Consider the following 22,660-nt stretch of genomic DNA (forward strand, 5'->3'; position numbering starts at 1 on the left):
CCGCCACTGGTGCCGCCCGGCAGGCACCCGTCCGGCTCACACCGGAGCCGGACCGCGCGGGTCCCGGTTGGGCTGACTCCGGGAGCCCGCCGAGCGGATGCGGTGCGGTCTCACGCTCACGCCAAAGGCCCGCCGAGCGGATGCGGTGCGGTCTCACGCCGGGGGCCCGTCGAGCAGGTGCCGGTTCGGCTCCTTGGCCGCTTCCTCGAACTCCGGCAGTACGACGACCTCCGCGCCGCCGCCGACCAGGACTCCGGTCCCGTCGGCCGCCTCGATGAACGTGTCCGGTTCCCGCCAGGCCGTGACCACCCGCCGTACCCCGGCGTCGAGAATCAGCCGGGCGCACGGGCGCGGCCGGGAGGCGCGTCGGGCGCACGGCTCCAGGCTGCTGTACACCGTGGCGCCAGGCAGCCGCGGATCCATCGGGTCGATCTTGGCCAGTGCCGCCTCCTCCGCGTGCGCGGCCGGGTCACCGGCCTCCCGTGAGTACCCCCGCGCGAGCTCGGTGCCGTCGGCGGCGACCACCACCGCGCCCACGCTGAACGCGGTCCGCGACGGCGGACACCGCAGCGCCAGGTCGCAGGCGAGCCGGAGCCAGTGCCGGTCCGCGGGAACGGCACGCTCGCCGACGCCGGGAGCCGTGGGCTCGTAGCGCATGAGCACGACGTCCTCGACCGCCCGCGTCTCCACCAGCCGCAGCCGGCCACCCTGGTACCGCCCCGGCCCGAACAGCCGCGGCGCGCCGGGGTCGCCCACGAACACCGGGGCGAGCACGAGCTGCACCTCGTCGGCGAGCTGCCGCTGGAGCAGCTGGGTGTGGACCGTGCCGCCGCCCTCGACCATGAGCCGGCGCACGCCGCGCACGTCGTGCAGGTGCTCCAGCAGGCGCCGCCAGTCGAGCTCGGCGCCCAGCGCGACGACGTCGACGGCGCCGGTCCCCCCGGAGGCGATGCCGGCCCGCCGCAGCCGGTCGGCGCCCGCGTCCGTCGTGTAGACGGACTTCGCGCCGCCCGTGCACCAGAAGAGCGCGTCCGGGTCCAGGTCGCCGGAGGCGCTGACCGTGACCTTCAGCGGGTACTCCGGCCGCCCGGCGGCGATCCGGGCGGCGCGCCGCCGCGGCGAGTTGACCAGCAGCCGCGGGTTGTCGGCGCGCAGGGTGGCGGCCCCGACGAGGATCGCGTCCACGGACGCCCGCACCTCGTCGACCCGGTCGAAGTCGGCGGGGCCGGACAGCAGGAGGCGGTCGGGCCCGGTGTCGTCGAGGTAGCCGTCGAGCGAGACGGCGGCGGACAGCAGGACGTACGGCAGGGGCATCGACGTACTCTCCCTGGGACGCGGACGGCCGGCGCCGACCGAATTGGTTCAAGTTTGAAACAAACTACACTGGCGGCATGACGACCCGCTGGCTCACGCCCGAGGAGCAGCGCGCCTGGCGCGCCTACATCGCCGCCTCCCTCCTGCTGGAGGACGCGATCGACCGGCAGCTCCAGCAGGAGGCCGGCATGCCGCACCTGTACTACTCCATCCTGTCGGTCCTCTCCGAGACCCCGGACCGCGCACTGCGCATGACCGGCCTCGCCGAGCGGCTGAAGATCACGCGCAGCCGGTTGACGTACGCGGTGGCGCGGCTCGAGAAGGACGGTCTGGTCCGCCGCGAGGGATGCTCCTCGGACAGGCGGGGCAGCGTCGCGGTGCTGACGCCGGAGGGCATGTCGGTCCTGGAGCGCACGGCGCCCGGCCATGTGGAGACCGTACGCGAGCGCCTCTTCGACCGGCTGACCCCGGAGCAGGTGGGGCAGCTGGAGGAGATCTGCACCCGGATCACCCGCGGCCTCCAGGGCGACGGGCCCGGAGCCGGACCCGAGGAAGTGCCCTGGCGGCGGCGGTCCTCGCCCTGCGACTGAGCCGGGGGCCGGGGGCCGGGAGAACCGTATTCCATTTGCTTCAAATTTTAAGCACGCGTTAGGGTCTCGGAGCGACGTCTTGCTTCAAATCTGAAGCACCATTCCGCCCGCCCGGCCCTCGGAGGACCCGCATGCCCGACACACCCGCCGCCACCCTGCGCGCCCGCGTCCGGGTACCGCTGCGCTTCCCCGACGGCTACCGCGTCGACGCCGAACTGGTCACCTTCCACGGGCTGACCGACGGGCAGGAACACGTGGCGGTGGTGCTGGGCGCGCCCGGCTCCGCCCCGGTCCCCGGCTCCGCCCCTGACCGCGCTCCCGCCTCCGTCCCCGGCCCCGCCTCCTCCGCGCCCGCCGGTGCCGGCCGGGCCGTCCCGCTGGTCCGGCTGCACTCCGAGTGCCTGACCGGCGACGTCTTCGGCTCCGCCCGCTGCGACTGCGGTCCGCAGCTGCGCGAGGCGGTGGAACGCATCGCCGACCGCGGCGGTGTCCTGCTCTACCTCCGCCAGGAGGGCCGGGGCATCGGTCTCTACAACAAGCTCGACGCCTACGCCCTCCAGGACCAGGGCCTGGACACCTACGCGGCGAACGCGGCCCTCGGCCTGCCCGAGGACGCCCGTGACTACACGGCGGCGGCCCAGATGCTGAAGGCCCTCGGCATCACGGCCCTGGACCTGCTCTCCAACAACCCGGACAAGGCCGACCAGCTCCGCGCCCTGGGCATCGAGGTCCACGACCGGGTGCCGACCGGCGTCTTCACCACCGACCACAACGTCCGCTACCTGCGCGCCAAGGTCCTCCGGACCCGGCACACCCTCCCCCTGGACGAACTGACCGAGCTGAGCGCGGGCTGACACCGCCCGCGGACCGGCCCGCCAGCCGGTCCACCGGCCCGAGACCCCGTCAGCCGGTCCAGCGGCCCGAGGTGAAGGTCACCGCGAGCACCACCGTCAGCGGCGCCACCACCCCGGCGTAGGCCTCCCCCACCCAGCGGCGGCGCAGACTCCAGCGGGCCAGTCCCGTCCACAACGGCCACCAGAGCAGGGTGGCGCGGGGAATGGACAGGTACCAGTAGGACGTGCCCAGGGCCCAGAGGCTGAGCCCGACGTAGACGGCCTCCGGCCAGCGGCGGCGGAACAGCAGCATCGCCAGCAGCAGGACGCCGACCGCCATGGCCACCAGCTCCAGCTGGAACTCGACCGCGTAACCGGTGGTCTGGAGGTGGTCGAAGGCGTTCCGCCAGGTGTTGCGGAACGCTTCGAGGGGCGTGTGGAAGTCCCGGTACCAGCCGCGTTCCTCGGCGTGCTGCCAGGCCTGCCAGTCACCGGTGCGCTCGTGCAGGTAGACGGTGTACGCGACCGCGGGCACGGCGGGCAGCGCACACCAGCCCAGCGGAAGCAGGCGGCGCAGCACTCCGGGGTCCGCCTGGCCGGTGCGGGCGGACGGGCGCAGGGTGAGCAGGAGTTCGACGGCGATCGCGGCGGCCAGGAACAGCCCGCTGATGCGGACGGTGGTGGCCGCCGCGCCGAGCAGTCCGGCGAGCGGCCAGTGGCGTCGCTTCGCCGCGAGCCAGGCCGGCAGGGCGAAGGCCAGGAACAGCGACTCGGTGTATCCGGCGGCCAGGAAGACGGCCGCCGGCGAGGCCAGCAGGAACGCGGCGGCCCGTTGCCCGGAGCGGGCGCCGTCCGGACTCTCGAGCCCGGCGATCCGGGCCAGCGCCACGACGGCGACCGCGCCGCTCACCAGGGAGACCAGCAGGCCGGCCACGGTCCAGTCGGCGACCACGGTGTGCACGGCGCGCAGCACCAGGGGGAAACCGGGGAAGAAGGCGACCCGGTTGTCGTGCGGCGGGTCCATGCCGGGGAACGGGTCGAAGTAACCGTACTGGGCTATTCGCCGGTAGTGGACCCAGTCCCACTGCTCCCAGCGGGACAGCCAGCCGGCCGGCTTCTTGCTGTCGCCTCCGGGGGCGGTCCAGGCGACGGCGTAGGTGATGAGCCACAGTCCCAGGCGGGTGAAGAGGTACAGCCGCAGCACCCGCAGGTCAGTCGGCGTCAGCCGGTCGAGCGGCCACCGGCGCGCGCGACCGCCGGACGGCTCGGCGGGGGGTTCGTGGGCACCGTCCGCCCGAGGGGTGCCCGATGTCTCGGTGGGGGGCACGGTCGCGGTCATCGGGCATCCGTTTCTGATGGGTACGGGAGGGTGTTCCGGCCGGTACGTGCCGGGGCGGGGCGAGCGGGGGGAGGGTGTGCCGGGCCGCCCGGTGGCGGACGTACGTGCCGAAGCCGTTCGGGGTGAGCGTCGGCCCGGTCGGCCGGCGCCTCGTGTCCCGGCAGCCGCGTCCGCTCGGCGAGCACCAGCGGTTCGGTGTCGAAGGACCACTCCGCGCCGCGCACCAACGGCAGCGGCTGCTCGGTGACGTCGCGAGGAGCCGACCTGGAACCGCGCGGCGCGCAGGAGAGGCCCACGCCGAGGATGGCGCGCGGGTTGACGCCGTAGCGGCGGGAGACGGTCTTCCTGTCGGGCCCGCGCACCACCCGGGCTCCAGGAGCGAGCCGGGTGTCGTTGGCGAAGTCGCGGTGCCCGGGGAGCAGGGGGGCGACGAGCGGCAGCAGGGCCGCCGGTTCGGTGGGCGGTCCGGTGGGCAGGTCGGCGTCCGGATACGCCGGGACGAGGACCGCCGGCCTCGACCGGGCGGCCCGCAGTGCCCGGCCGCGGTCCTTCTCGGTCGGCCGCGGCCACTCCGCCTCGGGGAGTTCGCCGGCCGGCCGGGCGGCGATGCGCGGGGCGCCGTCGGTACCGGCGTCGTCGGTGGCGGTGCTGCGGGACGGGCCGGGGAAGGTCTCACGCGGGTGCGCGTGGAGCCGGCGGAGGCCGGGCCCCGGGTCGTTCTCCTGGTCGGACACCGGTACGACGATGTCCAGCACGGGCTCCGGGAGGGAGGCCGGCTCCCGGTGGTGCGCCGTCTCCGGACGAGGCGCGGTCTCGGGTCGGGGCGCCGGTATCGGAACGCGTCGGGGCGCCGCTGTCGGAACGCGTGGCGGCACCGGGGTCGGAGACACGCACCGCGGCACCCGCACCGGTCCGCGTCGCGGCACCGGTATTCGCGCCCATTGCGACACCGGTATCAGTGCGCATCGCGACACCGGTATCGGCGCGCGTGGCGGCGCCGGTATCGGTGGCCGCCGGGGCGGGCGGCCGGTGCCCGTCCCGGCGGCGAGGCCGGTCTCTGCCAAGGTCGGTCCTTTTCTGCGTCGTCCGTGCGCCGTCCATGTGCCGCCCGTGCCGGCTCCCGGATCGGTACGAGGACACTCCTGACGGTGGCGCGCCACGCTCGGAGGGGCGGGGCGCGGCGCGCGTGCTGCGGTCGTTGGGTGGTGGGTGCCGGGTAGAGCACGCTAGCCGGGCGTCCCGGCGAGCGAGGAGGCGGCGGGGGGTGGCTCGCTCCGGGCGGCCCCGGTACCGAATGGACCCTGTGCCGCCCCGTACGACGCCGGGGAGGTCGCCGGCATCGTCGTACCGGCGGGCGGAGTGCCGCGGGTGCGGCCCGGCGTGGGCGGGGCGGTCGTGTCGGCCGAGGAGGGGGTCCGGCTCGCCGGGGCGTCCGGCGGCGGCGTGGTCGCCGGGGGCGAGGACGACGGAACCGACACGGGCCGGGGAACGGGTGCGCTGGGTTCGGTCCTGACGTGGCGGTCGGGCAGCAGGAGAAGGCCGAGGCCGATGCCGGCCACCGCCAGCAACGAGCCGACCGCCCGCCGCGCCGCCCGCGCCCGTCGTCGGGCCCGTACGCCGGCCCGGAGCCGTTCCCGGTGCCTGGGTTCGAAGGGGGTGTACTGCTCGCCCTCGCGCATCAGCCGCGTCAGCCGCAGTTCGAACCGGTCAGTGCGGTCCACCGGCGTGCGGTCCATGTGGTTCATGGGAGTCTCCTTCACCCCACCGGCTCGTTGGCGTCGGCCAGGAGCTGCCGCAGGCGCGCCACGCCCCGCGCGGCGTGCGAGCGGGCGGTGCCCACCGGACAGCCCAGCGCCTCCGCCACCTGTCTCTCGGAGAGGTCCTGGTAGTAGCGCAGCACCACCACGGCCCGCTGCCGCGAGGGCAACCGGGCCAGCGCGGCCTCCAGTCGCGAGCGCTCCACCACGGTCGCCGACACATCGCCCACCGCCGGGGTCTCGGGCACCTGCTCGACGGGACGCTCCCCCCACCAGCGCCGCCGGGCCGAGCGCGCCGACGCCCGGGCCATCACCTTGCGTACGTACGCCTCCGGAGCCTCCTGGGCGACTTTCGGCCAGACGAACCAGAGCTTGACCAAGGACTCCTGCACGAGGTCCTCCGCCCGGTGCCGGTCGCCGCCGGTGAGCAGCCGGGCGAGGTGGAGCAACGCCGACCAGCGGGCCGTCACGAACTCGTCGAACTCACCCGCCCGAGCCTGCTGCATCCGCCCCCCGTCCCCGCTTCCGTCCAAGTGCCTGCACCCAGAGGAAAGACGGTGCCCCCCACGGTTCTATGCACCCACGTCGTGTGATCCGCCTCACTCCCTCTGTCGGAAGGAGTACGAGTCGGCCGACGTACGCCCCGGGAGTCGTGAGCCGCTCCCCCGTCACCCGCGTCCGGGGTGCGGCCTTCGCCCCGTGCCGGCCGGCCGCGCGCGGATGTGGGACTGGCCGTCATTTTCGTACAGTTCCTCACCGGGTGTGCTCGCCGTGCTGACCGTCGTTCCCGGTCCCGACATGGCCGTGGTGACGAAGCGGGCGCTCGCCTCCGGGCGGCCGGACGGCCTGCGGACCGTCGGCGGTATCACGGCGGGGCTGCTGGCCTGGGGCGTGCTCACGGTCGTGGGCCTGTCCGCCGTCCTGGCCGCGTCCGCCACGGCCTGCACGGTCGTCAAGCTGGCCGGCGCGGTCCACCTCGGCTTCCTCGGCGCCCAGGCGTTGTGGCACAGCCGCCGCGGCCGCTCGCACGCTCCGGCCCAGGGGGCGCCGTCCCCGGCCGGCAACCCGTGGCGGACCGGACTGGTCAGCGACCTCTTCAACCCGAAGATCGCCGTCTTCTACACGGGACTGCTGCCCACGCTCGCGCCGTCCGGGCTCTCCCCGCACGCCGGGATGGCACTGCTGGTCCTGCTGCACGCGGCCCTCACCCTCGTCTGGCTCGGCTGCCACGTGACGCTGCTGGCCCGGGCCCGGGCGTTCTTCGCCAGGCCCGCCGTACGACGGGCCATGGACCGCGTCACCGGGGTCGTACTGATCGGCTTCGGGGTGAAGGTCGCCACGACCCAGCCGTGAGCCCCCGCCCCCGGTCCCGGGACCGGGCCGACGACGGCCGCATCCCGCCCGATCGTCGGCGCGTCGCCGGCATCGGGCCGGGAGCGGACACGCGAACGCCCGGGCCGACCGAAGCCGACCCGGGCGCCGTCCAGCAGGTCAGGGGCCGTTCAGCCCGCCCGCCATCAGTAGGCCCTGTGGGACTCGAACCCACAACCAATGGATTAAAAGTCCACTGCTCTGCCAATTGAGCTAAGGGCCCAGGCGATGTTGCCTCCCCGAGCATAGCCGTAGGAGGCCGCAACGCCGATCGGGTATCGCGTAGCCGGGGCCGTGAGTGTGCCGTACGGGCGCCCCGCCTGAGCCGTGACGGCGGCGGCCGGGCGTGCGAAGGGCCCGTACGAACCAGGTCGTACGGGCCCTTGCGCCTCACCTCACACGGTGTCAGCCGTTGCGCTTCCAGCGCGGCTTGTCCTCACGGCGGCCGAAGGAACCGCCGCCGCGGTGGTCGTCACGACGGCCGTAAGGACGCTCGTGGCCGCCGGAGCGGAAGCCCGGGCGGTCGCCCTGGCGGTCGCGGTTGAACGGGCGGTCGCTGCCGCGGTGCCCGCCGCGCTCGTCGCGCCGCGCCGGACGGTCGTCCCGGCGGAAACCGCCGCGCTCGTCCCGGCGCTCGAAGGAACGGGGGGCGCGGTCACGGTCGCGGTCGAAGCCGCGGTCGCGGTCACGGTCCCGGTCGCGGTTGAAGCCGCCCCGGTCGTCACGCCGCTCGAAGGAACGACCACCGCGGTCACGGTCGCGGTCGTCCCGACGGAAACCGCGGTCGCGGTCCCGGTCGAAGGTACGGCCACCCCGGTCGCCGCGGTCGCCGCGGTCGTCCCGGCGGAAGCCGCCGCGGTCACCGCGCTCGCCCCGGTCGCGGTCGAAGCCGCGGTCGCGGTCCCGGTCGCGGTTGAAGCCGCCCCGGTCGTCACGCCGCTCGAAGGAACGCGGGGCACGGTCACGGTCGAACGAACGGCCGCCCCGCTCGTCGCGGCGCTCCCGACGGTCGTACGACGACGAAGCCGCCGCACGCTCCTCGCGCTCGGCGCGGTCGACATCCTGCGCCGCGGGCTGCTCCGGCACCGACACCTCGGCCGCCGACTCGGCCGCCGCCTGGGCCTCGGCCACCGCGGTCTCGGGGTCCTCGCCCCGCTCGCGGGCGACCCGGGCGACCAGCCGGTCGGCCTCCTCGCGCAGCTCGGTCGCGCGCCGCTGCGCCCGCTCGAGCTGCTTGGCGAGGTGGGTGACCTCGCGCTCGGCCTGCTGCGCGGCGTTGCCCGCGGACTCCGCCTGGACCTCGGTCATCGACCGGGCGCCGGTGATCTCGGCGACCTCCGGGTCGAAGGCCGCACCGCCCTGGATGATGTGGCGCGAGGCGTCGACGCCCGCGTCCTCCATGAGGCGGAAGATCTGGCGCCGCTGGTGCGGCAGGGACAGGGAGACGACCGTGCCGGTGCGGCCGGCGCGGGCCGTACGGCCGGCCCGGTGCAGGTAGTCCTTGTGGTCACCGGCCGGGTCGACGTTCAGGACGAGGTCGATGCCGTCGACGTGGATGCCGCGCGCGGCGACGTCCGTGGCGACCAGGACGTTGACGTACCCGTCCTTGAAGTCGGCCAGGGTGCGGGTGCGGGCTCCCTGGGTCATGCCGCCGTGCAGCGCGTCGGCCTTCACGCCGGCGTCGCGCAGCTGCTCGGCGACACGGTCGGCGCCGAGCTGGGTGCGCACGAAGATGATGGTGCGGCCCTTGCGGGAGGCGATGGCCGCGGTGACCGGCGCCTTGTCCTTGGGCTTCACGATCAGGATGTGGTGGGACATGGTCGTCACCGCGCCCTGCGCCGCGTCGACCTCGTGGCTGACCGGGTCGGTCAGGTAGCGGTCGACGAGGGTCTTGATCTCGTTCTCCATCGTCGCGGAGAACAGCATCCGCTGGCCGCCCGCCGGGACCTGGTCGAGCAGCTCGGTGACCTCGGGCATGAAGCCCAGGTCGGACATCTGGTCGGCCTCGTCGAGAACGGCGATCCGCACGTCCTCCAGCGAGCAGGCGCCGCGGTTGATGATGTCGCGCAGCCGGCCCGGGGTGGCGACCAGGATGTCGACGCCCTTCTCCAGGGCGTAGATCTGGTTGCCCATGGAGGTGCCGCCGCAGACGACCTTCATCTTCAGGCCGAGGACGTCGCCGTAGGGCTGGAGCGCGTCGGCCACCTGCATGGCGAGCTCACGGGTCGGCGTGAGGATGACGGCGCGCGGCTTGTGCTTCTGGGTGCGGCCGCCGGCCAGCGTGGCCAGGGTCGGCAGCCCGAAGGAGAGGGTCTTGCCGGAGCCGGTGCGGCCCCGGCCCAGGATGTCCTTGCCCGCCAGGGCGTCCGGGATGGTCGCGGCCTGGATCGGGAAGGGGACGGTCACGCCGTTCTGCGCGAGCTTGCGGACGACGCCCTCGGGGAGGCCGAGGTCCGCGAAGGTGATCTCGGGGGCCTGGTCCTCGTGGGTCTCGGGAGCCTGGGTGTCCACCTGGCTCTCGAGGGTGTCCTCGGTGCTCTCGGGCACGACGACGTGATCAGTACTGGCAATGGACATGCGAATGCGAAACCTTCCGGAGTCTCGTCGGCACGCGCCCGTCAACTCCGTGTTTCGCACCACGACCGCCTCGATGCGGTCAGCCACGGCAAGGGAGAGTACGCGCCACACGGCGCGCTCTGCGTGGGCGCCGGGCAAATGGGATCAAACGATCTGCCACCATACGCACTCTCCACCCCCAAAGGCAAACCGCCGCCATAGGAGCAGGTCAGACAGGCCCGGGTGGGAGGTGTGCCGCACCCCGCCCCACGCCATGACCGGCCCCTCGCTCCGTTCCGCGGTCGCTCCGCCCGCCCTTGCCACGGTCGCTCCGCCCGCCCTTGCCACGGTCGCTCCGCCCGCCCTTGCCACGGTCGGTCCGGGCCCCCGTGCCGCGGTCCGCACGCCCCCGGCGGCGGGCGGTCAGTACGTCTCCTCGCGCGGTGACGAAGCCGTCGCCCGCGCGGCGGCCCGGCCGTCCTCCCGGGTCACGGACCCGAACGCCGAACCGGTGCGCGACGGTCGGCACGTGTGTCACCGGCCCCGGTACGGCCCCGGCGCGTGCCGCTCGAGCTGCGACCCCGACCCCTCGTGCGCCGACGACGACGGCTCGGCCACCGTCGGGTCCGGCGAGGCCGGCGGGGCGGACGACGAGGCCGGCGGCGGCTCCGGCGCGGCGGACGTCTGCGGCGGCGCCGGCACCACCTCCGTGGGTGCCGGATCACTCGTCTTCGGCGGCTTCCCGGGTTTCCCTGGAGCGGTCGTCGACGCGCTGCCCGTGGCCGACGGCGAGGTGTCCGACGCGGACGGTGACGCGCTGTCCTTCGCGGCGGCCTTCCCGCCGTGCCCGCGCTTGCCGTCGCCGAGGCCGCCGGCCCGTCCCGCGCCACCGCCGGCCACCGCCGCCCCGCCCTCCGGCGGCGAGCCGCCCCGACGCCCCGCCGAGTGCGACGGCCGGGCCCCGCCGCCCGAGTTCTCCCCCACGCTCATGCAGCCGGCGGCGGCGGTGAGAGCGGTGGCCAAGGCGGCCAGCCGGACGGATACGGACAAGGGGCGCACGGCAGCCACCTCCGGGAGGAAGAAGTCTCCGTGCCCAACTCTCCGCGCCCACCCAAGGACACGCGCGCCGTCCCGACCCGCCGGCATGGAAACCCCCGGAGCCTCAACCGCCACACAGGCCACTCAAGTCACAGGAATCCCAGGGCCCTTGGCGGGCCCGGCCCCGGCATCCGGTCACGGGCCACTGCTTCCCAGGGTCCCGGCCCCGGCCCCGGCCGCTTGCCTCGCTCCGGGCCCGTCGAGCCTCAGCCGTAGCCCAGGGAGTGCAGACGGGCGTCGTCGATCCCGAAGTGGTGCGCGATCTCGTGCACCACGGTGACCTCGGTCTCCGCGACGACGTCCTCGCGCGTCTCGCACATCCGCAGCGTCGGCCCCCGGTAGACCGTGATCCGGTCGGGCAGCACGCCCGCGTACCACTCGCCGCGTTCCGTCAGCGGGGTGCCCTCGTACAGCCCGAGCAGTTCGGGATCGTCCGCGGGCGGCTCGTCCTCGACGAACACCGCGACGTTGTCCATCAGCCGGGTCAGCTCCGGCGGGATCCGGTCCAGGGCCTCGGCCACCAGTTCCTCGAACTGCTCGCGCGTCATCTCCAGCACAAGGGCCATTCTCCGGCACGACCGGGCCACCGCCCCACTCCCGCGCCCCGCATATCCGCCGCCGGTCACGGGCATACGCGACCAATGGCCCGCGACCCCGCCGACCTGGACCCCCCGTCCCGCCCGCACGGCATACGCCCGCGCCTGGCGCACCGCGTACGAGGTGCGGCACGCGCCTTCGCCCGCCGCCGCGACCACGGCCACCGGAACGGCCTTCGCGAAGACGCCCGGCACGAGCACCGCCGCCGGCGGCCCGGCGACCGCCTCTCCCGCCACCGCCCAGCCGCCCCCGCCCTGCTCTCCCCGGCCCCCGAGCCGCACCCCTGGCTCCGCGCCCTGGGCCTGGTGACCGTCGTGCTCGCCGGCGCCTGGCTGGGTCTGCTGGTCGTCGGCACCGTACGGACCCCGGTCGGCCCCATGAACACGACGATGGCCCTGCGCCCCTCCCTCAGCGGCGGCACGAGGATCGACGTCTCTCCGCTGGGCGATCTGGAACTCGCCAGCCATGTCGCCCCGGTCCGTCTGGACGTGACCGTCGACCGGCTCGACCCGGAACGCTCCCAGGCCCTGGTCGACCACCCCGAGCGGATCTCCGGTCTCGAGGACGAGGTGGTGCGCGACGTCGAGCACGGCACCCTCGACCTGGCCGTACGGTCCTGCGCGGCCGTGGTCCTCGGCGCGACCACGCTCGGCCTGGCCGTCTACCGCCGCCCGCGCCGCGCCCTGGCGGCCGGCGGCCTCGCCCTGACCCTGCTCGCCGCGTCCGGGGCGACGGCGTACGCCACCTGGAACCCGAAGTCGGTGCTGGAGCCGAAGTTCTCCGGGCTCCTCTCCTCGGCGCCCTCACTGGTCGGCAACGCGCGCAGCATCGTCACCGAGTTCGACGTCTACCAGAAGGAACTGGCGCGCCTGGTCACGAACGTGACCAAGCTCTACGACGTCACCTCCACGCTCCCCGCCTACCAGCCCGACCCGACGACCATCCGGGTCCTGCACGTCTCCGACATCCATCTCAATCCGGCGAGCTGGAAGATCATCGCCTCGCTCGTGCAGCAGTACGACGTGAACGTGATCGTCGACTCCGGCGACACGATGGACCACGGCACGTCCGCGGAGAACGGCTTCCTGGACCCGATCGAGGACCTCGGCGCCCCCTATGTCTGGGTGCGCGGCAACCACGACTCGATGGCCACCCAGCGGTACCTGCGGCGCATGAAGAACGTGCACGTGCTGGACGACGGCGGCGCCGAGACGGTCGCGGGACTGCGCTTCGCCGGCATCGGCGATCCCCAGTTCACCCCCGACCGTTCCACCGCACCCGGCAGCAAGGCGTCCGAGGAGCTGGCGGGCGCCCGACTGGCCTCGGCCCTGCGCGACCAGCGGGCCAAGGGCACACCGGTCGACATCGCCATCGCGCACGAGCCGTCGGCGGCCCGCGAGACGGACGGCACCGTGCCGCTGGTCCTGTGCGGCCACCTCCACCACGAGGACACCGAGATCCTCAAGTACGGCACCCGCCTGCGCATGGAGGGTTCCACGGGCGGCAGCGGCCTGCGCGCCCTCGAACACGAATACCCCGCCCCGGTCGAGGCCTCGATCCTCTACCTCGACCGGGACAGCCACCGCCTCCAGGCCTGGGACGAGATCAGGCTGGGCGGGCTGGGCCGCACGACGGCCGAGGTCAGCCGTCACCTCCCGAAGGACAACCGGCCGGGCGCCACCCCGGCCCCGACCACCTCCTCCGGCACTCCCGCGCCCGCCGGGCCGTGAACGGTTTTGGCGATACCCCTCGGCATCCCATATGCTTCTCACGTCCCCGACGCGCTGAGAAGCGCCCAGGCGGGCCGATAGCCCTCATCGTCTAGCGGCCTAGGACGCCGCCCTTTCAAGGCGGTAGCACGGGTTCGAATCCCGTTGGGGGCACGCAGTACGGTGTGCGACACTTACTCTCGTTGGTTCGCACACAACCACAAGGTCCTGTGGAGCAGTTTGGAGTGCTCGCCACCCTGTCAAGGTGGAGGCCGCGGGTTCAAATCCCGTCAGGACCGCTGAGGTTTCACGTGAAACCTCGTGGCTGGGTAGCTCAGTTGGTACGAGCGATCGCCTGAAAAGCGATAGGTCGCCGGTTCGACCCCGGCCCCAGCCACAATCGCCCTCACAGGGCCTAGGCCCCTCTCTGGCACCAACAGAGAGGGGCCTAGCCGTATCTCCGTCCCCCCGCGACCATCGCGCGCCCCGGGTCCACTGAGCCCACGGACAGGACGTCGTCACAGTTGCGACAGCCACACGAGTGGCTAGTGTGAAAATTGGGAAATCCGGAAGGAAACGACCACAGGGGGCGCTCATGCCCACTACGCACAGACGAAGGGCCGCCGTCCTGGGCCCGGCCTTCATCGCCGCGGCCGTCGTTCTCGGCCCGGTCGGCCACCAGCAGGCCCTCGCCGCCGCACCAAGCCAGACCCACGCCGGCGCCACCGTCAAGGTTCCTCAGTCGGACAGGGACTACCAGCGGGGGTTCAAGGACGGCTTCAAGTCCGGTTTCAGGCAGGGCCAGCGAGGCTGTGACCGGAACCACTTCGACGAGCGGCAGGCCGCCGGCTTCCACCAGGTGAAGAAGGACGACGAGAGGGACTACCAGCGGGGATTCAAGGACGGCTTCAAGTCCGGATTCAAGCAGGGCCAGCGAGGCTGCTGATCCGCCGGCCGTCACAGCCCTTCGACCACCGACCGGCCGCGGCCCCGTCCTCGGGACGGGGCCGCGGCCCGCTCATGGACCGCGGACGGGTGACCGGCCCCCGGTGCCGACAGACCGGCCGGCAAATCATTCGCGCGCATTTTCCCCGAGGTGAGATCCTGGATCGCGTATGTCTACGCATCCCGCCCCCGCCCTGGGCGCCCTCGCCTCCCGTCTGACCGAGTTGTCGCTGCGCGACGCGCACCGCCTCGGGCGCAGACTCGAAGGCGCGCGCAAGATCCGCAAGCCGGAGGCGCGCGCCGCCGTTCTCGCCGAGATCGAGGGCGAGGCCGCCAGGGCGGAGGAGCGCATGGCCGCCCGGCGTTCCCGGGTGCCCGCCGTCAGCTATCCCGAGCAGCTGCCGGTCAGTCAGAAGAAGGACGACATCGCGGCGGCCATCCGCGATCACCAGGTCGTCATCGTCGCCGGTGAGACCGGGTCCGGTAAGACCACGCAGATCCCGAAGATCTGCATGGAGCTGGGCCGGGGCGTCCGCGGCATGATCGGGCACACCCAGCCCCGCCGGATCGCGGCCAGGACCGTCGCCGAACGGGTGGCGGAGGAGCTGGACACTCCGCTCGGCGAGACCGTCGGCTGGAAGGTGCGGTTCACCGACCAGGTCGACCCGGAGGCCACCTTCGTCAAGCTCATGACGGACGGCATCCTGCTCGCCGAGATCCAGACCGACCGCGAACTGCGCGCCTACGACACGATCATCATCGACGAGGCGCACGAGCGGTCGCTCAACATCGACTTCCTGCTCGGCTACCTGGCTCAGCTGCTGCCCAAGCGGCCCGACCTCAAGGTCGTCATCACCTCCGCCACCATCGACCCCGAGCGCTTCTCCCGGCACTTCGGCGACGCGCCGATCGTCGAGGTCAGCGGGCGGACGTATCCCGTGGAGGTGCGGTACCGGCCGCTCCTGGAGGAGGACTCCGAGGACGCCGACCGGGACCAGATCACCGCGATCACCGACGCGGTGGAAGAGCTCATGGGCGAGGGGCCCGGGGACATCCTCGTCTTCCTCTCCGGCGAGCGGGAGATCCGAGACACCGCGGACGCGCTCGACAAGAAGAAGCAGTACGCCCGCGCCGGGATCGCCGGCTGGCAGAGCACCGAGGTGCTGCCGCTGTACGCCCGGCTCTCGCACGCCGAGCAGCACCGCGTGTTCCAGCCGCACTCCGGCCGCCGGATCGTGCTGGCGACCAATGTCGCCGAGACCTCGCTCACGGTGCCCGGCATCAAGTACGTCATCGACCCCGGCTTCGCCCGGATCTCCCGGTACAGCCACCGCACCAAGGTGCAGCGGCTGCCCATCGAGCCGGTCTCGCAGGCCAGCGCCAACCAGCGCAAGGGCCGCTGCGGGCGTACCTCCGACGGCATCTGCATCCGGCTCTACAGCGAGGACGACTTCCTCACCCGGCCGGAGTTCACCGACGCCGAGATCCTGCGCACCAACCTCGCCTCCGTCATCCTTCAGATGACCGCGGCCGGCCTGGGCGACATCGAGAAGTTCCCGTTCATCGACCCGCCGGACCACCGCAACATCCGCGACGGCGTACAGCTGCTCCAGGAGCTCGGCGCGCTGGACCCGGCGCAGAAGGACCCGCGCAAACGGCTCACCCAGACCGGCCGCAAGCTCGCCCAGCTCCCCGTGGACCCGCGGCTGGCCCGCATGGTCCTGGAGGCGGACCGGAACGGCTGTGCTCGCGAGGTCATGGTCATCGCCGCGGCCCTGTCCATCCAGGACCCGCGCGAGCGCCCCTCCGACAAGCAGACCCAGGCCGACCAGCAGCACGCCCGCTTCCGGGACGAGACGAGCGACTTCCTCGCCTTCCTCAACCTCTGGCGCTACGTCCGCGAGCAGCAGAAGGAGCGCGGCTCCTCGTCCTTCCGGCGCATGTGCAAGCAGGAGTTCCTCAACTTCCTGCGCATCCGCGAATGGCAGGACATCTACACCCAGCTGCGCACGGTCGCCAAGCAGATGGGCATCCACCTCAACGAGGAGGACGCCCCCGGCGACCGCATCCACGTCTCGCTCCTCGCCGGTCTGCTCTCGCACATCGGCATGAAGGACGTGAAGGAGTCCAAGGACTCCGCCCCGGGCACCCGCAAGGACGGCGGGCGCAACGAGTACCTGGGCGCCCGCAACGCCAAGTTCGCGATCTTCCCGGGTTCGGCCCTGTTCAAGAAGCCACCGCGGTTCGTGATGTCGGCGGAGCTGGTGGAGACCTCGCGGCTGTGGGCGCGGGTCAACGCGAAGATCGAGCCCGAGTGGGTCGAGCCGCTCGCCGGCCACCTGCTGAAGCGGACGTACAGCGAACCGCACTGGGAGAAGGACCAGGCCGCGGTGATGGCATACGAGAAGGTGACGCTGTACGGCGTGCCGCTCGTCGCCCAGCGGAAGGTGAACTACGGCCGGATCGACCCCGAGGTCAGCCGGGAGCTTTTCATCCGCAACGCGCTCGTCGAAGGCGACTGGCGCACGCACCACAAGTTCTTCGCCGACAACCGCAAGCTCCTCAGCGAGGTCGAGGAGCTGGAGCACCGCGCCCGGCGCCGGGACATCGTCGTCGACGACGAGACGCTGTACGACTTCTACGACCAGCGGGTGCCCGAGCACGTCGTCTCCGGCGCCCACTTCGACTCGTGGTGGAAGCGGAAGCGGCAGGAGCAGCCCGACTTCCTGGACTTCGAGCGGGAGATGCTCATCCGGGAGTCGGCGGAGGCGGTCACCAAGGCCGACTACCCGGACTCCTGGCGGCAGGGGAACCTGAAGTTCCGGGTGACGTACCAGTTCGAGCCGGGCGCGGACGCGGACGGGGTGACCGTCCACATCCCGCTCCAGGTGCTCAACCAGGTCACCGACGAGGGCTTCGACTGGCAGATCCCCGGCCTGCGCGAGGAGGTCGTCACCGAGCTGATCCGCTCGCTGCCCAAGCCGATCCGCCGCAACTACGTGCCCGCGCCGAACTACGCCAAGCGGTTCCTGGACACCGCCGTCCCCCTCCAGGAACCGCTCACCACCACCATGGCGCGCGAGCTGAAGCGCATGGTCGGCGTGCCCTTCGAGGCCGACGACTTCGACTGGTCACGGGTCCCCGACCATCTGAAGATCACCTTCCGGATCGTCGACGAGCGGCGCCGCAAGCTGGACGAGGACAAGGACCTCGAAGCGCTCAAGCTCAAGCTCAGGCCGAAGGCGCGCAAGGCCCTCTCGCAGGCCGCCGCCGCCACGGCGGAACGCACCGGCGGCGAGTCCCTGGAACGCAAGGGGCTGACCGACTGGACCATCGGCGCGCTCACCCAGGTCTTCGAGACCCGCCGGGCCGGCCAGCCGGTGAAGGCCTATCCGGCGCTGGTGGACGACGGCGACACGGTCTCCGTCCGCCTCTTCGACACCGAGGCGGAGCAGGCCGAGGCCATGTGGAAGGGCACCCGCCGCCTGATCCTGCGCAACATCCCGGTCAGTCCGGCGAAGTTCGCCTCCGAGAAGCTGACGAACCAGCAGAAGCTGGCCCTGTCGGCGAACCCGCACGGCTCGATCCAGGCGCTCTTCGACGACTGCGCCATGGCCGCGGCGGACCGGCTGATCGCGGAGTTCGGCGGGCCGGCGTGGGACGAGGAGTCGTACCGGAAGCTGTACGACAAGGTGCGCGCCGAGATCGTGGACGTGACCGTCCGGACCGTGGGCCAGGTGCAGCAGGTGCTGGCCGCCTGGCAGGCCTGTGAGCGCCGCCTGAAGGCCGTACGGAGCCCCGCCCTGCTGCCGAACCTGGCGGACGTGCGGGAGCAGTTGGACGGGCTGGTGAAGCCCGGCTTCGTGACCGCGGCGGGCACCCGGCGCCTCCCCGACCTGATGCGTTACCTGATCGCCGCGGACCGCCGGATCCAGCAGATGCCGACGAACGTCCAACGGGACACCACGCGCATGGAGAAGGTCCACGAGATGCGGGACGAGTACGCCTGGCTGCTCGAGCAGTTGCCGCAGGGCCGCCCCGTCCCGGCGTCGGTCCTGGACATCCGCTGGATGATCGAGGAGCTGAGGGTCAGCTACTTCGCCCATGCGCTGGGCACCGCGTACCCCGTCTCCGACAAGCGGATCGTGAAGGCGATCGACGCGGCGGCGCCGTGACGGTGCGGGCACAGTGAGTGAGTTCGACCAGGCGGCTCACCTCCTGTACAGTCTCTTCTCGCAGCGCAACGCGAGAAAAGCGCCGCGAAACCTGGTCCTGTGGAGCAGTTTGGAGTGCTCGCCACCCTGTCAAGGTGGAGGCCGCGGGTTCAAATCCCGTCAGGACCGCATCGCGAGGCCCGCCCCGGTAACGGAGGCGGGCCTTTTGCATGGGCGACGTGCTGGCCTCGGGCGGCTTGGACGACCGGCTGACGCGGGGGCGCGTCCGAGTCTCCGTCAGAACGGCGCCGCACCCGCGGCGAAGCCGCGACCGACCACGACGCATCCCGTCAGGACCGCGTCGCGGGGCCCGGTCCGCCCCCGGCGACGCGGGCGGGTCATCCATCCCCACCGCGCCCGCCCCCGCCTCTTCCCGCCTCCACCGCGCCCGCTCCCCGCCCCTCTCCGCCCCCCGTCGCGGCCGAGTCGGCGCCGACGGCCCCGTCGCGGTTGGGCGGCGTGACAAGTCCCGTCAAGACCGCGCCCCTTGAGGGCCCGCCCGCTCCTGGACGCCGGCCCGCCCCGGAGGCGCGCCGCACCCCTCTGCGCCGCGCGGTGTCTTGACGGAGTCACATTCCCCCGGTACCCCGGAAGTCGGGGCAGCGTTCGGGTGCGGCCCGCTGGAGGTGGCGTATGGCGGCATCGGCCAGGCACGAGACGGCGGCCTTGCTCCGCGCCCACCTGGCGGCCGCCTCGTCGTACCGCCACCGCACGCGCCACTGCCCCGTCTGCCGCCACCTGCTGCGCCTCGCGATGGACAGCGCGCCCCGGGCCGCCACGGACGCCCCGGAGGCGACGCTGGGCACCCTGGAGGCCCTGGAGGTCGAGCAGCAACCCTCGACCGCGTGAACCACCTCCGAGCGGACGCCCCGCGGCCGAACTCCCGTGCCCGGCTGGGCTGGTGGAAGCGGAGCCTCCTCTAGCGCACGACCGCGGCACTCAACAAGCATCCGTTCATGTGACGGGTGTCACCGCATGAGTTTTTGAAAGTCCGGTACTTACACCCCTCCTACAAGGGGTCAATTTTATATGTGCAATTGCACTGAGTCCCAAGGGTCTCCACAGAGGATCCGACACCCCTCCCCAGGCTCCGACAAGGCCGCTCACAGAGCCGCCCCGCAGTCCACGCCAGGCGCACAAAAAAGATCGCGCTGGACCCGGCGGAGTCCAGCGCGACCGACGACGCACCCTGTTCACTTGCCTGAAGAGCTCTGAAGGCTTGGGCGTGGGGCCTGTTGGGGCAGGACCCGCGTCGCTTGGAGCTGTGGTTCCGGACGTGACGGTCGATTGGGGGGCGACCGCTTTGTCCGGTTATGAAGTTGTTCAGGCCTCGCTGCGCTGCTGCGGGATGCCCGCGAGCAGAGCGCGGACCTCGGCCTCGCGGTAGCGGCGGTGCCCGCCGAGCGTGCGGATCGACGTGAGCTTGCCGGCCTTCGCCCAGCGCGTGACCGTCTTCGGGTCGACGCGGAACATGGTGGCGACCTCAGCCGGGGTCAGCAGCGGCTCGGCATCAGGGGTGCGAGCGGTCATGAGCGGCCTCCTCGGGAGAACCGAACCTTCTCGGTTCTTTCCTCTAAATTCTGCACCTTGACCCGCGTTGCCCGAAATGGCGGACGCGAGTCGAGTCGGTTATAGGACGAACGGCTTGTCCTCGGCACTACAACTACACCATCTGTCCAGCCGCGTCGGCCAAACCGATGGAATTGCCCTCCCAGGTGTTCATCAGCGACGGAAGCCGATGGACCATGCCATAGCGGACAGTCACACCACTGTGACGATCAGTCACAGGGTGATCAGGAAGTCACCAGACCCCCCAAAGCGTGCAATGCTGAGATTCCCCCCACATCGGAGCATAGTTGGGCGGAAGAGCCCGTCTCCGGGCCCCTTGTCCTATTTTGGCACGAGGAGTGGCAACCGGGGCAAGGGCCTTGTAAGTGCGGTCCGTCACCCTTGGGACAATCGCCCGGATCGGGCCCTACGACCCGTCAGCTCCGTGAAATGACCCCGACCGTACGCCGTTCGAGGGTGTTCGAGCCGTGACCCAGGTCACTTGGCCGGACGTCAGTTCGCCGACCGCCGGTCTCGCACCGCCCGCCAGCGCTCCACGAGCCGTCCGTAGGCCTCGCCCGCGGCCGCCCCGTCGCCCCGGCGCAGGGCCTCGACCCCCTCGGCCACGTCCGCCGCCGAGTGGTCGCCCTCCAGGTCGCCGGCCGGCAGCACGTGCACCAGCCCCCCGTAGTCCAGCTCCACCAGGGAGCGCGGGTGGAACTCCTCCAGCCAGCGGCCGACGTCCACCAGGCCGTCGATCAGCGGGCCCTCGTCGACGGCGTCCCGCAGCGCCCGCAGCCCGCGCGCCACCCGCCGCCGGGCCTGCACCATCGGCGTCCGGTAGCGCAGCGACGGCACGCCGTCGCCGAAGTCCCCGCCGGCGTCCGCGACCGTTCCGGCGCCCTTGACGTACTCCCGCTCCTCGTCGGCGACCAGCACGAACCAGTTCAGCGGCACCTGCCAGGTCGCCGTGCGGATCCAGGGCCGGGCGTCGGGGTTGCGGGCGAGCCAGCGCTCGTAGTCCTGTGCCGCCTGGCGCCGCACGACCGGGGGCAGCACCGCGTCCAGGACCACCGCCGGAAGCTCCTCGGCGAGATCGCCCAGGGCCTGCCAGCCGCGCAGCCGGGTGCGCCAGGGGCAGACGCAGACCACTCCGTCCACGTCGAGCACGAACGCCTCCCGGCTCTCGTGCACCGGCACCGGCACCGGCGGGGTGGGCAGCAGGTCGGCCAGCGACCGGCGCAGCTCGTCCTGGTAGGAGGGGCGGTCGGGGCGGCGGGCGTAGCGCGCCCAGTACCCGCGCTCCTGCTCCGGGAAGGCGGCCAGCGGCTCGTAGACGCGCAAGTAGGCCGCGTACGGGACGACGAGGGAGGACACCTTGGGCACGCCTGCTCCCTCCCCATCGGACCGGGCCCGAAACCCGACCGGCTCGCGCCCGGACGGACGGAAAACCACTGCAAATCGTCCCACGCCGGGGTGGGAAGGTACTCCTAGGGAGGGTGATCCCGGCCACTGCGCCCGTGGCGCACGGGGTCAGGGTCTAATCTCCTGGGCACGGCATCCGCCACCTTCACGGAAGCCCGTCCCCGCTCGCCGCTACTTACCTGGGAGTCACCACCGTGACCGACGTAACCGGCGCACCTGCTGACGTACTGCAGACCCTGTTCCGCTCGGAACAGGGCGGCCACGAGCAAGTCGTGCTCTGTCAGGACCGCGCCAGCGGCCTCAAGGCCGTCATCGCCATCCACTCCACCGCCCTGGGCCCCGCGCTCGGCGGCACCCGCTTCTACCCGTACCCGAACGAGGCGGAGGCCGTCGCCGACGCGCTGAACCTCGCGCGCGGCATGTCGTACAAGAACGCCATGGCCGGGCTCGACCACGGCGGCGGCAAGGCCGTGATCATCGGCGACCCGGAGCAGATCAAGACCGAGGAGCTGCTGCTCGCCTACGGGCGCATGGTGGCCTCGCTCGGCGGGCGCTACGTCACCGCGTGCGACGTCGGCACCTACGTGGCCGACATGGACGTCGTGGCGCGCGAGTGCCGCTGGACGACGGGCCGCTCCCCCGAGAACGGCGGCGCGGGCGACTCCTCCGTGCTGACCGCCTTCGGCGTGTACCAGGGCATGCGGGCCTCCGCCCAGCACCTGTGGGGCGACCCCACCCTGCGCGGCCGCAAGGTGGGCGTCGCGGGCGTGGGCAAGGTCGGGCACCACCTGGTGCGGCACCTGCTGGACGAGGGCGCGGAGGTCGTGATCACGGACGTGCGGCCGGAGGCCGTGCGGCGGGTCGTCGACGCCCACCCGTCCGTGGGCCAGGTCGCCGACACCGACGCCCTGATCCGGGTGGCGGGGCTCGACATCTACGCGCCCTGCGCCCTCGGCGGCGCGCTGAACGACGACTCCGTGCCGGTGCTGACCGCCAAGGTGGTGTGCGGCGCCGCCAACAACCAGCTCGCCCACCCGGGCGTGGAGAAGGACCTCGCCGACCGCGGGATCCTCTACGCGCCGGACTACGTGGTGAACGCCGGCGGTGTCATCCAGGTCGCCGACGAGCTGCACGGCTTCGACTTCGACCGGTGCCGGGCGAAGGCCGCGAAGATCTTCGACACCACGCTCGCGATCTTCGCACGTGCGAAGGAAGACGGGATCCCGCCGGCCGCGGCGGCCGACCGGATCGCCGAGCAGCGGATGTCGGACGCGCGCAGATGACCGCCCGTGCGCGCGGACGGTGACCGTGCGCGCGCACGGTGTCGCCGCACATTTGAGCGGTACCTGCCGGTGGGCGGTTGG

At 72.6% G+C, this 22,660-nt stretch carries 17 protein-coding genes and 5 tRNA genes; 12 read left to right on the forward strand and 10 right to left on the reverse strand.

The window, feature by feature from the left end:
• Positions 1 to 153: 153 nt before the first annotated feature.
• Positions 154 to 1,314 (reverse strand): dihydrofolate reductase family protein, encoded by a 1,161-nt coding sequence (locus tag ACF061_RS35285; RefSeq protein WP_392271103.1) that lies wholly within the window; start codon positions 1,312 to 1,314, stop codon positions 154 to 156.
• 77 nt (positions 1,315 to 1,391) lie between these two features.
• Here ACF061_RS35285 and ACF061_RS35290 point away from each other — a divergent pair, with 77 nt between their 5' ends.
• Entirely contained in the window at positions 1,392 to 1,904 is a 513-nt protein-coding gene (locus ACF061_RS35290; protein WP_392271104.1) for a MarR family winged helix-turn-helix transcriptional regulator, read from the forward strand.
• Between the two features lie 131 nt (positions 1,905 to 2,035).
• The gene (gene ribA / locus ACF061_RS35295; RefSeq protein ID WP_392271105.1) at positions 2,036 to 2,758 is read left to right on the forward strand and encodes a GTP cyclohydrolase II; all 723 of its coding nucleotides are present in this window, start codon (positions 2,036 to 2,038) and stop codon (positions 2,756 to 2,758) included.
• A 49-nt stretch (positions 2,759 to 2,807) separates the two neighbouring features.
• Here ribA and ACF061_RS35300 read toward each other — a convergent pair whose 3' ends face one another.
• The 4 genes from ACF061_RS35300 to ACF061_RS35315 all read right to left on the reverse strand — a co-directional run bounded on the left by ACF061_RS35300 (position 2,808) and on the right by ACF061_RS35315 (position 6,339).
• Positions 2,808 to 4,076: a mannosyltransferase family protein gene (locus ACF061_RS35300; protein WP_392271106.1), complete on the reverse strand. Its 1,269-nt coding sequence runs from the start codon at positions 4,074 to 4,076 to the stop codon at positions 2,808 to 2,810.
• Positions 4,073 to 4,831 carry a glycosyltransferase family 2 protein gene (locus ACF061_RS35305; protein ID WP_392271107.1) on the reverse strand — a complete coding sequence of 253 codons (759 nt, stop codon included), beginning with the start codon at positions 4,829 to 4,831 and terminating at the stop codon, positions 4,073 to 4,075. Before ACF061_RS35305 ends, ACF061_RS35300 begins: the two co-directional genes overlap by 4 nt.
• 471 nt (positions 4,832 to 5,302) lie before the next feature.
• On the reverse strand, positions 5,303 to 5,821 hold the full coding sequence (locus ACF061_RS35310; RefSeq protein ID WP_392271108.1) for a hypothetical protein: 519 nt from the start codon (positions 5,819 to 5,821) through the stop codon (positions 5,303 to 5,305).
• An 11-nt stretch (positions 5,822 to 5,832) separates the two neighbouring features.
• On the reverse strand, positions 5,833 to 6,339 hold the full coding sequence (locus ACF061_RS35315; RefSeq protein WP_392271109.1) for a SigE family RNA polymerase sigma factor: 507 nt from the start codon (positions 6,337 to 6,339) through the stop codon (positions 5,833 to 5,835).
• A 214-nt stretch (positions 6,340 to 6,553) separates the two neighbouring features.
• Between ACF061_RS35315 and ACF061_RS35320 the strand changes: the two genes are divergently transcribed.
• A complete protein-coding gene (locus ACF061_RS35320) occupies positions 6,554 to 7,186 on the forward strand; it encodes a LysE family translocator (RefSeq protein ID WP_392271152.1) in 633 nt (210 codons plus the stop codon).
• A gap of 168 nt (positions 7,187 to 7,354) precedes the next feature.
• On the opposite strand, the gene ACF061_RS35325 is transcribed toward ACF061_RS35320, so the two are convergent.
• The 3 genes from ACF061_RS35325 to ACF061_RS35335 all read right to left on the reverse strand — a co-directional run bounded on the left by ACF061_RS35325 (position 7,355) and on the right by ACF061_RS35335 (position 11,415).
• A tRNA-Lys gene (locus tag ACF061_RS35325) sits at positions 7,355 to 7,427 on the reverse strand.
• Positions 7,428 to 7,609: 182 nt separating this feature from the next.
• Positions 7,610 to 9,781 carry a DEAD/DEAH box helicase gene (locus ACF061_RS35330; RefSeq protein WP_392271110.1) on the reverse strand — a complete coding sequence of 724 codons (2,172 nt, stop codon included), beginning with the start codon at positions 9,779 to 9,781 and terminating at the stop codon, positions 7,610 to 7,612.
• A 1,283-nt stretch (positions 9,782 to 11,064) separates the two neighbouring features.
• On the reverse strand, positions 11,065 to 11,415 hold the full coding sequence (locus ACF061_RS35335; RefSeq protein ID WP_392271111.1) for a metallopeptidase family protein: 351 nt from the start codon (positions 11,413 to 11,415) through the stop codon (positions 11,065 to 11,067).
• Between the two features lie 84 nt (positions 11,416 to 11,499).
• Between ACF061_RS35335 and ACF061_RS35340 the strand changes: the two genes are divergently transcribed.
• The 8 genes from ACF061_RS35340 to ACF061_RS35375 all read left to right on the forward strand — a co-directional run bounded on the left by ACF061_RS35340 (position 11,500) and on the right by ACF061_RS35375 (position 19,172).
• Positions 11,500 to 13,185: a metallophosphoesterase gene (locus tag ACF061_RS35340; protein ID WP_392271112.1), complete on the forward strand. Its 1,686-nt coding sequence runs from the start codon at positions 11,500 to 11,502 to the stop codon at positions 13,183 to 13,185.
• Between the two features lie 80 nt (positions 13,186 to 13,265).
• A tRNA-Glu gene (locus ACF061_RS35345) sits at positions 13,266 to 13,338 on the forward strand.
• 50 nt (positions 13,339 to 13,388) lie between these two features.
• Positions 13,389 to 13,463: transfer RNA gene (locus tag ACF061_RS35350), tRNA-Asp, on the forward strand.
• Positions 13,464 to 13,487: 24 nt separating this feature from the next.
• Positions 13,488 to 13,561: transfer RNA gene (locus tag ACF061_RS35355), tRNA-Phe, on the forward strand.
• Positions 13,562 to 13,759: 198 nt separating this feature from the next.
• Positions 13,760 to 14,110: a hypothetical protein gene (locus tag ACF061_RS35360; RefSeq protein WP_392271113.1), complete on the forward strand. Its 351-nt coding sequence runs from the start codon at positions 13,760 to 13,762 to the stop codon at positions 14,108 to 14,110.
• Positions 14,111 to 14,279: 169 nt separating this feature from the next.
• Positions 14,280 to 18,284 (forward strand): ATP-dependent RNA helicase HrpA, encoded by a 4,005-nt coding sequence (gene hrpA, locus ACF061_RS35365; protein ID WP_392271114.1) that lies wholly within the window; start codon positions 14,280 to 14,282, stop codon positions 18,282 to 18,284.
• A 93-nt stretch (positions 18,285 to 18,377) separates the two neighbouring features.
• Positions 18,378 to 18,452: transfer RNA gene (locus ACF061_RS35370), tRNA-Asp, on the forward strand.
• Positions 18,453 to 18,956: 504 nt separating this feature from the next.
• The gene (locus ACF061_RS35375) at positions 18,957 to 19,172 is read left to right on the forward strand and encodes a DUF6274 family protein (RefSeq protein ID WP_392271115.1); all 216 of its coding nucleotides are present in this window, start codon (positions 18,957 to 18,959) and stop codon (positions 19,170 to 19,172) included.
• A gap of 474 nt (positions 19,173 to 19,646) precedes the next feature.
• Here the strand turns inward: ACF061_RS35375 and bldC are convergent, their stop codons facing one another.
• Positions 19,647 to 19,853, reverse strand: a complete 207-nt coding sequence (gene bldC, locus ACF061_RS35380; RefSeq protein WP_003949541.1) for a developmental transcriptional regulator BldC — start codon at positions 19,851 to 19,853, stop codon at positions 19,647 to 19,649.
• A 531-nt stretch (positions 19,854 to 20,384) separates the two neighbouring features.
• Positions 20,385 to 21,257: a hypothetical protein gene (locus tag ACF061_RS35385; RefSeq protein WP_392271116.1), complete on the reverse strand. Its 873-nt coding sequence runs from the start codon at positions 21,255 to 21,257 to the stop codon at positions 20,385 to 20,387.
• A 233-nt stretch (positions 21,258 to 21,490) separates the two neighbouring features.
• Here ACF061_RS35385 and ACF061_RS35390 point away from each other — a divergent pair, with 233 nt between their 5' ends.
• The gene (locus ACF061_RS35390; protein WP_392271117.1) at positions 21,491 to 22,579 is read left to right on the forward strand and encodes a Leu/Phe/Val dehydrogenase; all 1,089 of its coding nucleotides are present in this window, start codon (positions 21,491 to 21,493) and stop codon (positions 22,577 to 22,579) included.
• Positions 22,580 to 22,660: the final 81 nt, after the last annotated feature.

Source organism: Streptomyces sp. NPDC015220, from assembly GCF_043079345.1.
GTDB lineage: Bacteria > Actinomycetota > Actinomycetes > Streptomycetales > Streptomycetaceae > Streptomyces.